The 13,023-nt window shown below is 34.9% G+C and carries 13 protein-coding genes; all 13 read left to right on the top strand.

Annotated elements, in window-relative coordinates; genetic code table 11:
* Nucleotides 1-10 precede the first annotated feature (10 nt).
* Nucleotides 11-1,060, top strand: a complete 1,050-nt coding sequence (gene recA, locus BLV55_RS08495; RefSeq protein ID WP_278280003.1) for a recombinase RecA — start codon at nt 11-13, stop codon at nt 1,058-1,060.
* A gap of 247 nt (nt 1,061-1,307) precedes the next feature.
* Complete coding sequence (rny, locus tag BLV55_RS08490) at nt 1,308-2,834, top strand: ribonuclease Y (RefSeq protein WP_093313327.1); 1,527 nt, start codon at nt 1,308-1,310, stop codon at nt 2,832-2,834.
* A 204-nt stretch (nt 2,835-3,038) separates the two neighbouring features.
* Nucleotides 3,039-3,299, top strand: coding sequence for a stage V sporulation protein S (locus tag BLV55_RS08485; protein ID WP_093313325.1), 261 nt, complete (start codon nt 3,039-3,041; stop codon nt 3,297-3,299).
* 133 nt (nt 3,300-3,432) lie between these two features.
* The gene (locus BLV55_RS08480) at nt 3,433-4,284 is read left to right on the top strand and encodes a PHP domain-containing protein (RefSeq protein WP_093313323.1); all 852 of its coding nucleotides are present in this window, start codon (nt 3,433-3,435) and stop codon (nt 4,282-4,284) included.
* A gap of 28 nt (nt 4,285-4,312) precedes the next feature.
* On the top strand, nt 4,313-5,752 hold the full coding sequence (gene purB, locus BLV55_RS08475; protein WP_093313321.1) for an adenylosuccinate lyase: 1,440 nt from the start codon (nt 4,313-4,315) through the stop codon (nt 5,750-5,752).
* 23 nt (nt 5,753-5,775) lie between these two features.
* Complete coding sequence (gene asnS, locus BLV55_RS08470; RefSeq protein WP_093313319.1) at nt 5,776-7,074, top strand: asparagine--tRNA ligase; 1,299 nt, start codon at nt 5,776-5,778, stop codon at nt 7,072-7,074.
* Between the two features lie 16 nt (nt 7,075-7,090).
* A complete protein-coding gene (locus BLV55_RS08465) occupies nt 7,091-7,810 on the top strand; it encodes a pseudouridine synthase (protein ID WP_207646055.1) in 720 nt (239 codons plus the stop codon).
* Nucleotides 7,811-8,287: a hypothetical protein gene (locus BLV55_RS08460; protein ID WP_093313315.1), complete on the top strand. Its 477-nt coding sequence runs from the start codon at nt 7,811-7,813 to the stop codon at nt 8,285-8,287.
* A complete protein-coding gene (locus BLV55_RS08455) occupies nt 8,271-8,867 on the top strand; it encodes a tRNA 5-(aminomethyl)-2-thiouridylate-methyltransferase MnmM (RefSeq protein ID WP_176968333.1) in 597 nt (198 codons plus the stop codon). The genes BLV55_RS08460 and BLV55_RS08455 overlap by 17 nt, the downstream gene beginning before the upstream one ends.
* Nucleotides 8,868-9,116: 249 nt before the next feature.
* The gene (locus tag BLV55_RS08450) at nt 9,117-10,511 is read left to right on the top strand and encodes an oxaloacetate decarboxylase subunit alpha (protein ID WP_093313311.1); all 1,395 of its coding nucleotides are present in this window, start codon (nt 9,117-9,119) and stop codon (nt 10,509-10,511) included.
* Between the two features lie 117 nt (nt 10,512-10,628).
* Nucleotides 10,629-11,402 carry a 5'/3'-nucleotidase SurE gene (surE, locus tag BLV55_RS08445; RefSeq protein ID WP_093313309.1) on the top strand — a complete coding sequence of 258 codons (774 nt, stop codon included), beginning with the start codon at nt 10,629-10,631 and terminating at the stop codon, nt 11,400-11,402.
* A 274-nt stretch (nt 11,403-11,676) separates the two neighbouring features.
* The gene (locus BLV55_RS08440; protein ID WP_242870079.1) at nt 11,677-11,889 is read left to right on the top strand and encodes a 4Fe-4S dicluster domain-containing protein; all 213 of its coding nucleotides are present in this window, start codon (nt 11,677-11,679) and stop codon (nt 11,887-11,889) included.
* Nucleotides 11,882-13,021 (top strand): 2-oxoacid:acceptor oxidoreductase subunit alpha, encoded by a 1,140-nt coding sequence (locus tag BLV55_RS08435; protein ID WP_093313307.1) that lies wholly within the window; start codon nt 11,882-11,884, stop codon nt 13,019-13,021. Before BLV55_RS08440 ends, BLV55_RS08435 begins: the two co-directional genes overlap by 8 nt.
* The last annotated feature ends 2 nt before the right edge of the window (nt 13,022-13,023 follow it).

Here is a 13,023-nt window from a genome sequence, read left to right as displayed (position 1 = left end):
TGATCCAGCCTTGGCTGGAAAAACAGTGGACAAGCAAAAAGCATTAGAATCAGCAATGAATCAAATTGAAAAACAATTTGGAAAAGGTTCGGTAATGAAATTAGGGGAAGAAGCAAAAGTTAAGATTGCTACAATATCAACTGGATCAATTGATCTGGACGTAGCATTAGGTTTAGGTGGTGTGCCGAGAGGGAGAGTAGTGGAGATTTTTGGACCAGAATCTTCAGGTAAAACAACCCTGGCGTTACACATTATTGCAGAAGCTCAAAAAAATGGTGGCACAGCTGCTTTTATTGATGCTGAGCATGCGTTAGACCCCTTGTATGCATCGAAATTAGGAGTTGATGTTGAAAATTTGATAGTGTCTCAACCAGATACTGGTGAGCAAGCCCTTGAAATTTCAGAAGCACTAGTTAGAAGTGGCGCTGTAGATGTAATTGTTGTCGATTCAGTTGCTGCGTTAGTACCGCGTGCAGAAATTGAAGGTGAGATGGGTGACAGTCATGTAGGTCTTCAAGCTCGTTTGATGTCACAAGCACTTAGAAAACTAGCTGGATCGGTCAATAAATCCAAAACAACAACTATTTTTATTAATCAACTTAGAGAAAAAGTAGGAGTGATGTTCGGAAATCCTGAGACTACCCCAGGTGGACGAGCATTGAAATTTTATTCTTCTGTAAGACTTGATGTTAGAAGAATTGAAAGTATAAAACAAGGCAGTGATATTTTGGGTAATAGAACGAGGGTAAAAGTCGTAAAGAACAAAGTTGCTCCTCCATTTAAGATAGCGGAATTTGATATTATGTATGGACAAGGCATTTCTTCTTATGGAGATGTGTTGGATGTTTCGAGTAATTTGGATATTGTTAAAAAATCGGGTGCTTGGTATAGTTATGGAGAAACACGTCTGGGTCAAGGTAGAGAAGCAGCTAAGCAATTCTTACAGGAAAATCAAGAATTATTTAATGAAATTGACAATAAAATACGAGAACACTATGATCTCCCTTTGAAAGTGAGGCCTGTAGCCAGCGATTCTTCAAACACTTCTTCTGAAAGTTAATAGCATTTTTGTTTTTTAATTATTTTTATACACTTTTCAAAGCAAAAAGTAAATGAATGAAATATTTATTTTTCAATTATTTGAAGCAAAAGCCTTTTCTTGACACTTAACACAAAAGAAGATAAAATGAAATAGTCATAGTTTATTATGCGTTATCGTGTGTTTCTTAGGTCTTATAACTGATGCGAAAGGGAATTGCGTAATTAAAACATCATAAAGGAGGTGTCCGCATATTAGTATAGGCATTATGATTCTATTATTGATCGTTGTTGCCGTTGCAGGATGCCTTGTCGGCTATTTTATTCGAAAAAACATTGCTGAAGGAAAAATCAACGCAGCAGAGGAACTGGCTAAAAAAATTGTTGAAGAAGCTGAAAAAGAAGTTGAAACAACAAAAAAAGAACTTCTTATAGATGCTAAAGAAGAAGTTCATAAACTTCGCAGTGAATTCGAAAGAGAAAGCAGAGAAAGGCGCAGCGAGCTTCAAAAATTCGAAAAAAGATTAATGCAAAAAGAAGAGTCTTTAGATAAGAAATCTGATAATCTAGAAAAAAAAGACGATAAGCTAGCAAGGAAATTACAAGATTTAGAGGAAAAAGAAGTTGAAATCGAAAATTTGCGTGAATTAGAAAAGGAAAAACTTGAAGAACTATCTGGATTAACTGGTGAAGAAGCAAAGACACTGCTTTTAAGAGATGTTGAGAAAGAAATACGTGTAGAAACAGCAATGATGATTAAAGAAATGGAATCAAAAGCTAAAGAGGAAGCAGAAAAACGTGCTAAAGAAATTGTTTCTTACACGATACAGAAATGTGCTGCTGATCATGTAGCAGAAACAACTGTTTCTGTAGTTCAGCTGCCAAATGATGAAATGAAAGGTCGAATCATAGGTCGTGAAGGTAGAAACATCAGAGCTCTTGAAACGTTGACGGGTATTGACTTGATTATTGATGATACACCGGAGGCTGTCATACTTTCGGGTTTTGATCCGATAAGAAGAGAGACGGCTCGCATCGCACTTGAAAAGCTTATAGTAGATGGTAGAATTCATCCTGCACGTATTGAAGAAATGGTGGACAAAGCTAAAAAAGAAATTGAAACAATGATAAAAGACGAAGGCGAACAAGCAACTTTTGACGCAGGAGTACACAATGTTCATCCTGAACTAATTAAACTCCTTGGAAGACTAAAGTATCGAACAAGCTATGGCCAGAGCGTATTAAAACATTCTTTAGAAGTTTCTCATCTCACGGGCATTATGGCAGAAGAGCTTGGTGCAGATGTTAAAGTCGCAAGAAGAGCTGGTTTATTTCATGATATTGGGAAAGCTGTTGATCATGAAATAGAAGGAACTCATATAGAAATAGGGATGGAATTATTAAGAAAATACAAAGAATCTAAAGATGTTATCCATGCTATGTCTACGCATCATGGTGATTATGAACCTCAGTCAATTGAAGCTGTTTTAGTAACAGCGGCTGATGCAATTTCAGCTGCTCGACCTGGAGCTAGAAGAGAGACTTTGGAATCTTATATTAAAAGACTTGAAAAATTAGAAGATTTAGCTAATAACTATGACGGAGTTGAAAAATCATTTGCTATTCAAGCAGGTAGAGAAATTCGTATATTGGTAAAACCTGAATCCTACTCAGATACTGAAATAGTAATGCTGGCTAGAGATTTGACAAAACGTATTGAGTCAGAACTTGAATATCCTGGCCAAATTAAAATTAATGTTATACGAGAAACTCGGGCGATTGAATATGCTAAATAAAACATTCTAAAAATAGAGCAGCTTTTCTTCTTATTAAGGAAAGCTGTTTTTATTTTGTCAAAAATAATGTTGTTAATATATAAAATAATTAGATCAAAAAGAAGGAAAAACCTTATTTTCCTCGAATAATGTATTAGAACCATTCTATCTTAATATTTCTAATAACAATTTCCAGCAAACTATTTAAAGGGGGCAACGTAAAAAATGGAAGTATTAAAAGTATCTTCAAAGTCAAATCCAAACTCTGTTGCAGGTGCACTAGCGGGGGTATTACGCGAAAAAGGATCGGCAGAAATGCAAGCCATTGGAGCCGGAGCGCTGAATCAAGCTGTTAAGGCTGTAGCTATTGCCAGAGGATTTGTTGCACCAAGTGGGCTTGATCTTATATGCATTCCAGCTTTTGCGGACATTCAAATAGAAGGAGAAGAAAGAACTGCGATAAAGTTAATTATTGAACCTCGGTAACGAATATTCAAATCATATTTTCTGGTCTGCACCTTGAAACAAGTGCAGACTTTTTTGTAATATTTTGCTTCTTTATTTGACTGCAGATACGGCCTAAACTATAATAGTAATATCGATATTTGAAAGAAGGTTGATGCATATTAATTTGGCGCTTGATTTGAATCTTAAAATTGATTTACATACTCATTCAAGTGCATCTGATGGCACTTTATCTCCAAGATCTTTAATTCAATATGCTGCAAAACATGGTTTGTCAGGCATAGCATTAACTGATCACGACACGCTAGCAGGACTTTCTGAAGCTGAGTTTGAAGCAAAAAAAATAAATAACTTTGTTTTTGTTCCAGGAATAGAACTAAGCACAGAACATAGAAACATAGAAATTCATATACTTGGCTATCATATAAACTTAAAGGATGAGACGTTTAGAAAAAAAATAGCTATCATAAATGATGCTAGGATCAATCGTTTAAATCAAATGATTAGTAAACTGCAAAATATAGGTATAGAATTCAATAAGGATATTATTGAAAATCTTGAGAAAATAAAAAATCCGGGAAGATTACATCTAGCACGAGCTCTTAAGGAAATGAAAGTTGTTAGTACAATTGATGAAGCCTTTCAGAAATACTTAAGTCGAGGATCACCCGGATATTATCCAAGATTTAAATTAACTCCAGATGAAGCCATTAACTTGATCCGTATGGCTAATGGTATTCCCGTATTAGCACATCCCGGTCTTATTAAATCTGATGAGTTAGTGTCATATCTTATGAAATATCCCTTTGAAGGTATAGAGGTATATTATCCATCACATTCTAAAGCGGATATTCAGAAATACACATCTATTGCTCAAAAACATGGGTTATTTATAACCGGTGGGTCTGATTTTCATGCACCGCCAGAAAGTGGAATAAGAAACAACTCGATTGGACATTGCTCAGTGTCTATTTCATCAGTAAGTAAAATGATTACTAAAAAATAATAGTTGCTTTGATTCGAAAGGAGATTATATGAATAAAGATACAGAAATTTATCAAAATCCACTTATTGAAAGATATTCAAGCAAAGAAATGTTATATATTTTCTCAAGTGATTTCAAATATACTACATGGCGAAAATTGTGGATTGCTCTTGCTGAATCTCAAAAGGAGTTAGGTCTAAATATTTCAGCTGATCAAATTAATGAGATGAAAGATTATGTTGATCATATCGATTACTCTGTAGTTAGGAAAAAAGAACAAGAAATTCGTCATGATGTTATGGCTCATGTGTTTGCATACGGTATACAGTGTCCTAAAGCTCGACCAATCATTCATCTTGGTGCAACTAGTGCATATGTTGGTGACAATACTGATTTAATTCAAATGAAAGAGGCTTTAACGTTAACTCGAAACAAGTTAATTATGGTGATGAAACTATTATCCGATTTTTCATTAAAACATGCCCATATTCCCACATTAGGTTACACACATTTTCAACCTGCACAGCTGACAACAGTTGGCAAGAGATCTAGTCTTTGGTTGAATGATCTGTTGATGGACTTTGAAAATATCGAACATCAGCTTGAAAGAATTAAGTTTAGAGGTGTAAAAGGAACAACTGGTACGCAAGCTAGTTTTTTAGATTTGTTTAATAATAATCATGAAAAAGTGGAATCTTTAGATAAAAAAGTTTCAAAACGCATGGGTTTTTCTTTAAGAATACCTGTGACTGGTCAGACATATAGTCGGAAAATAGACTACGAAGTGATCAGCTCTCTAAGTGGAATTGCTCAGTCACTGCATAAAATATCCAATGATATCCGTTTGTTACAGCACTTAAAAGAAATTGAAGAGCCATTTGAAAAAAATCAAGTAGGTTCATCTGCCATGGCTTATAAAAGAAATCCAATGCGAAGTGAACGAATAGCGTCACTTGCTCGTTTTGTGATAAATTTGAATCAGAATACCGCTATGACACAATCTGCACAATGGTTTGAACGAACACTGGACGACTCTGCTAACAAAAGGCTCACTATCCCTGAAGCCTTTTTAGCGATAGATGCTATATTAGACATATCATTAAATGTTTTTGATGGACTAGTTGTTTATGATAAAATAATCGATCGAAATATTCAAAAAGAATTACCTTTTATGATAACTGAAAATATAATAATGCGTGCTGTACAAAATGGCGGAGATCGCCAAGAACTGCATGAAAAGATCAGACAGCATTCTATGGAAGCATCTAGAATAATAAAAGAAGATGGTGGTGAAAATGATTTGCTCAACCGGATTTTAGAAGATCCAATTTTTGATTTATCGAAAGCTGAAATAGAAGATCTTTTAGATTCTAAAAAATATATAGGCCGGGCTCCAGAACAAGTGAAAACATTTATCAATGAATACGTGGATCCAATCCTAAAAAAATACTCAAATATAGAATATGAAGTTTCAAATTTAAAAGTATAATATACTAACGGAGGGATAATCTTATGAATAATTATGTGTCGATAGAGAAGATTAGCAGGTTCGAAGGTGAAGAGGTTTTGATTCGCGGCTGGCTTTATAATAAACGATCAAGTGGGAAAATAGTATTTCTCCAAGTACGAGATGGTAGTGGATTCATTCAAGGTGTTGTTATAAAAAAAGAGGTTGATAATGAAGTTTTTAATCTTTGTAAAGAATTAAACCAAGAATCATCTATTATAGTTTCTGGTATGGTTCAAAAGGATGATCGCTCCAAGCTAGGATTTGAATTACTAGTTAAAGAAGTCACTATGGTTTCGCAGGCGGATGAAGGATATCCGATCTCACTTAAAGAGCATGGGACTGATTTTCTGATGGACTATAGACATCTGTGGATGAGAACCCCGAAACAAAATGCAATCTTACGTATCCGGGATGAAATTAATCTATCTATCCGCAATTATTTCCATGACAATGGCTTTGTATTAATCGAGCCGCCTGTTATAACCCCAACAAGTTGCGAAGGAACTACAGATTTGTTTGGCATTGACTATTTTGGAGAAGATGCATACTTATCTCAAACGGGACAGTTATATGCCGAAGCAGCAGCAATGGCTTTTGGAAAAGTTTATAGCTTTGGTCCAACCTTTCGAGCAGAAAAATCAAAAACCAGAAAACATCTTAATGAATTTTGGATGGTAGAACCTGAAATGGCATATGTTACTTTTGAAGAAAATCTAGTAATTCAAGAAAACTTAATAGCTCATATTGTGCAATCGGTTCTTTCTAATCGCCGACAAGAACTAGCTGAGTTAGAGAGAGATACAGCTTTGCTGGAAAAAATCAAACCGCCTTTTCCTCGAATCACATACACAGACGCTGTTGAAATGTTGCAAAAAGCAGATTTTGAATTTGAATGGGGTGATGATTTCGGTGCTCCTCATGAATCTCATATTGCCTCAAAGTATGAAAAACCAGTTTTTATTACACATTTTCCTGCAAAAATGAAACCCTTCTATATGGAACCATGCCCAGAAAATCCAAATGTTATTTTAGGAGCTGATCTTATAGCCCCCGAGGGTTATGGAGAAATAATTGGTGGATCGCAGCGAATTCACGATCTGGATTTATTACTGAAAAAAATGAAAGAAGAAAATTTACCGGAAGATCCTTATCAATGGTATATAGAATTACGAAAATATGGTTCTGTGCCACATTCAGGATTTGGCATGGGTTTAGAACGAACGGTAGCATGGGTTTGCGGAATAGATCATATTAGGCAAACTATTCCATTTGCTAGAACATTAAATCGTATCTATCCCTAGTAAAGGAGCTGATATCTTGAGATTACAAAAATATTTAGCTCAATGTGGAATTGGTTCAAGAAGAATTTGTGAACGCTATATTTTGAATGGTGATGTTTCTGTAAATGGAGTTCCTGTAAACGAATTAGGTTGTAAAATAGATCCAGAAACAGACCAAGTTAGTTATAAAGGGGAAGTCATCAAGTGTTCTGAATCAAAAGTGTATTATATGCTTAATAAACCAAAAGCCGTCGTAACGACTTCGAAAGATCAATTTAATAGATTATCAGTTCTAGATATTGTTAAAGTTAAAGAAAGAATTTATCCTGTTGGGAGACTGGATTATAATACTACGGGATTGCTTGTATTGACAAATGATGGCGAACTTGCACAGCGATTAACTCACCCTCGGCATGATATTGAAAAAGTATATCGTGTACTGGTACAAGGCAATGTAACCCAAGAAGAATTAAACCTATTGCGTCATGGCATTGTGATCGATGGTAAAAAAACTCGAAAATCTAAAGTTACTATCGTTAAGTATTACTCGGGCAAGAATAGAACGTTGTTAGAAATTTGTATTAGAGAAGGACGAAACCGACAAGTTAGAAAAATGTGTCAGGCTGCTGGACATCATGTAATATATTTGGAACGTATAGCTATTGGTTCCTTGAACCTAGGTAATTTAAAGATAGGAGAATATAGAATGTTGACGTTGGAAGAGAAGTCACAACTGAAGAAAGAAGTGGGGCTGTAAATGATTTCAATAAAAGAACTGACACCTTCTGACTATGATGCCTTTTTATGTTACTTAACTTGCAATAATGTATCAAAGGATTTTTCTATTGATGAAAACAGTCCTATTTTGATTCTTTTGGAAGACAAAAGAATCAAAGGTTTTTTATCAACAACAAATTATGAACATACCTTTTCAACTTTTGATTATTTAGTAACAGATCATGATTATGATTTTAAAGATGGTTTAGTCAGAGCTGCAATAAACTCATGTTATAAAAGAGGAATCCAATGGATTGTTTGCCGCGAGTCATTTATTAAAAACAAGTTTCCGCTAAAAGATTATTTCGAAATCATACAAAGGAATCATGAATTATATTCTTTGTTTTCGATACACCCTTCACATAAACTGAATGAAACCTATTATTTTATTAATAGCGATATAATATATACAACAGGATGCAGAGGGAGGGTATCAAACATTGTATCAAGCACATAAGGATATAAATAAAAGCCCGCTACGTATTACAGGCCTGAACCATATAATCCTTAAACAATTTCTAAGACCGGGGTTTTGCGCCATTGATGCTACGGCGGGTAACGGTCTGGATACTTTGTTTCTCTTACGTTCAATTAATCCTGGTGGATACCTTACAGCCTTTGATATTCAAGCACTCGCGTTAGAAAATACTGAAAATAGAATCAAAACATTTTTTAATAATGATAAGCCGAATTATCAGTTAATTCATGATAGCCATGCTAATATAGCACAATATATAAAAGAACCGGTACATGTAGCTGTATTTAATTTAGGCTATTTACCTGGTGAAAACCATCAAATTACTACAAGTTGGAACGAGCTAAAGAAAGCATTGATGATGTTAACGGATGGACTTATTGTGCCAGGTGGAATTATTAGCCTTACTGTATACAGTGGACATGAAGGTGGAAAGCACGAACAAAGTAATATATTTCGCTATATCAAAACATTAGCACCCGAGAAATTTAATATACATGTTACTCGAAAATGGAATACAGTTAAACCTTCGCCTGTTCTAATTCTAATTGAATGCTTATAACAAGAAATGAATGCATGCTTTCTTTCATTTCTTTGCATTTTTTTTAACAAACTAAACGGTTTTTATATAGGCATAATATTTTAAAATAAGAAAGGCAGTATTTACAGTATTTATTATGCTTGAAATTTTAAGAATTATAGTCTATACTACTAACGGAGGATGTTGTTTGCTTTTTTAACAATACCCTGCAATTATTGCAAGATTAATTGCAATAACAACGACGTTATTTACTAAAAGGAGGCATGGCAAATGGGAGTGAAATTTACAGACACTACTTATCGAGATGCACATCAATCATTAATGGCTACACGTATGTCCACAGATGTAATGTTACCTATTGCTGAAAAAATGGATAATGCTGGTTATCATTCGTTAGAGATGTGGGGCGGTGCTACTTTTGATAGCTGTCTTCGCTATCTTAACGAAGATCCTTGGGAAAGATTGAGAATTATTCGTAAACACATAAAAAAAACGAAGCTTCAAATGCTTTTGAGAGGACAAAATATCCTCGGTTATAAACATTATGCTGATGATGTTGTTGAAGAGTTTGTAAAAAGAGCTATTGGTAATGGCATTGATATTATTAGGGTGTTTGATGCTGTCAACGACGTTCGGAATCTAGAGACGGCAGTAAGAGCTATCAATCGAGAAAAAGGACATGCTCAATGCTGTATTTCGTATACGATAAGCCCTGTGCATAACACTGATTACTATCTAGAACGAGCTAAAAGAATGAAAGAAATTGGTGCTGATTCACTTTGCATAAAAGATATGTCTGGAATTTTGGAACCATATGCAGCCTACGATTTAGTAAAAGCGTTAAAAACAAACTTCGATTTGCCAGTTCAAGTGCATACACACTATACATGTGGACTGGCTTCTATGACCTACTTAAAAGCGATAGAAGCAGGAGCGGATGTTGTTGATACGGCTATTTCTCCAATGGCACTAGGTACGTCTCAACCAGCAGCAGAGCCTATTGTTTCAGCTTTACAAGGAACTGAGTATGATACAGGTATGAGCTTAGTTGAACTGGATGAAATAGCTTCGTACTTCAGACCTCTTAAAGATAAATATTTTGCAGATGGTTTGATTAATGAGAAAGTCCTTAGTATTGATACTCGAACATTAATTAACCAAATTCCCGGTGGCATGATGTCTAATTTTATTTCTCAGCTAAAAGAACAAAACAAACTGGATAAAATGGACGATGTCATGAAAGAAGTACCTCGTGTGCGTGAAGATTTAGGTTATCCGCCACTTGTTACACCAACAAGCCAAATAGTTGGAACTCAAGCGTTATTCAATGTATTAGCTGGAGAGCGCTATAAAATGGTTCCTAAAGAAGTGAAAGATTATGTGAAAGGTCTTTATGGTCAGCCTGCAAAAGAAATGGATCCTTCTATTATTAAAAAAATTATAGGGGATGAGAAAGTTATTACTCATAGACCTGCTGACGATATTCCACCACAATTAGAAAGTATTCGTAATGAAATGAAGGAATATATAGAACAAGAAGAAGACGTGCTTTCTTATGCTCTTTTCCCACAAATTGCAATGAAGTTTTTCAAAGAAAGATGGACAAAAAGGTATCGCATCGAATCGGATTTGTATAATGAAGAAGATAAAACACATCCTGTTTAATATAAGATTTAATAAAAGCTGGTACTCATACCGGCTTTTATTATTCCTACAATGACTCTGTGATGCATTAAGCAACTAAGCGACACGACACTATAAATAATTATAGGAGCGAAAAAAATGCATATATTAATTACAAATGACGATGGTATTCATTCACCTGGAATTAAAGCGTTAGCAAAGTCGATGAAGTCAATTGGTGAAGTGACTGTAGTTGCTCCGGATAATGAAAAAAGTGCTATTGGACATGCTATAACCATTCATTCTCCGATCACTGTTAAGCATTCATATTTCGTTGACGATAAAGTAAATGCCTATGCTGTTAATGGAACTCCCGCTGATTGCATAAAATTAGCGATTGAAGTACTGCTTTCAGATAACTTACCAGACATTATTATTTCAGGTATAAATAATGGCCCGAATCTTGGAACGGATGTTATTTATTCAGGAACTGTTTCTGGTGCTTTAGAAGGCTCCATGATGGGGTTTCCATCCATTGCAATATCTATGTCGAAAAGCCAGTTTAAATCATACGATTACGCTGCGTTGTTTGTTTCGAAAATAGCAAGTAGGATTTTAGACTGCTCAAAGATTTCTCCTATAACTTTTAATATCAATTATCCAGTTTGCGATGAAAAAGAAGTGAAAGGAACTAAAATCACTAGACTAGGAGTGAGGAAATATCGAAACAACTTTATTCGAAGAAAAGACCCAAGAGGAAATTGGTATTATTGGATGAATGGCGAACCGGAAGATTTAATCCAAGATGAAAAAAGTGATATTATAGCAGTTTCTGATAATTACGTATCAATAACACCACTTCATTTTGATTTAACTTCTTATGATTTAATAGATAAAGTTAAATGCTTAGAATATGAAAAAAAGAAATGTTAATAGTACGGCCTGTATTAAAAACATAGTGTGTTATTTATTGGTATTTCATTGTACAATCATAAGAGTATTATTTTACAAAGTTGTTATAAATTAACGATTACACAAGTAGTGGTGATAGCTAAATGAAACGAATCATTCATATATTAACAAAAGCCGGAAAGAAATGAAATTTTAATTGCATTTCTTTCCGGCTTTTGTTATGATGAGAATGTAATATATTTAATATTAAGAAATTTTCAATTTAATAAATTTATAGCAAAAAGGGGTTGGAACGGTGAGTGATCAAAAGAAAAGAAAAAGTTTGAAAACCATTTATGAATGGTGCAAAGGATGTGGAATATGTGTAGCGTTTTGTCCTGTAAAAGTCCTTAAGCTTGAAGACGAAAAAGTAAAGGTTATTGATTATGACAAATGTACACGATGTGGATTATGTGAATTGCGATGTCCTGATTTCGCAATTTATTTGGAGGAGGATCACAATGAATAAAAAGGAAGTAAAATTAATGCAAGGAAATGAAGCTTGTGTTGAAGGGGCTCTTGCTGCTGGCTTAGAGTTTTATGCTGGATACCCCATAACGCCATCAACAGAAATTGCAGAAATTTGCTCAGAAAAATTACCATTAGTAGGTGGGAAATTTATTCAAATGGAAGATGAAATAGCTGGAATGGCAGCAATTATTGGTGCTTCATTAGCTGGCCTTAAGTCTATGACAGCGACAAGTGGACCAGGTTTTTCTCTAAAACAAGAAAATATTGGATATGCCGCTATGGCTCAAATTCCATGCGTTGTAGTTGATGTTATGAGGGCAGGTCCAAGTACAGGTTTGCCTACAGCTCCATCTCAGGGCGACGTTATGCAGGCAAAATGGGGAACTCATGGTGATCATCCTACTATTTCATTAACGCCAAACTCTGTAAGGGAAGCATATGATTTAACCATCAGGGCATTTAATTTATCAGAAAAGTATAGAACGCCTGTTTTTCTTTTAATGGATGAAATTATAGGTCATTTAAGAGAACGGATCGAAATACCAACGCCTGATGAATATCAGGTTTTCAATCGGCTAAAACCTAATCCGAATGACAAAAACTATAAGGCATATGCGGTGAAAGATGATGAAATTGTTCCTCGAATGGCATCCTTTGGTGATGGATTTTCGTATCATGTCACAGGGCTCGTATATGATGAATACGGTTTTCCTAAAACGGATACTGACGTTGCAGAAAATCTATTAAATCATTTAATGCAAAAGATCGAAAATAATGTAAATGATATTATAACTTATGAAGAGGTAGAAACTCAGGATGCTGAATTGTTGATAGTTGCTTATGGTGGAGTTGCACGAGCTGCTGCTAAAGCGGTAAAGGAATGTCGTGAACAAGGAATGAAGGTTGGATTATTTAGACCAATAACGTTATGGCCTTTCCCAGAAAAACGAGTTAATGAACTGTCTCAAAAATCAAAAAAAGTTTTGGTTGTTGAAATGAATTTAGGACAATACGTGATCCCTGTACATCGTGTTAAAGAACCGGACTGTAAGGTATTCCACTATGGAAAGGTTAATGGTGAACCAATTTCACCAGATGAAATTATTAAGAAAGTAAAGGAGGCCTACTAGTT

The organism is Tindallia californiensis, assembly GCF_900107405.1.
Taxonomy (GTDB): domain Bacteria; phylum Bacillota; class Clostridia; order Peptostreptococcales; family Tindalliaceae; genus Tindallia; species Tindallia californiensis.
Note: the sequence above shows the minus strand (reverse complement) of the source record. Positions and strands in the feature narration are given on the sequence as shown.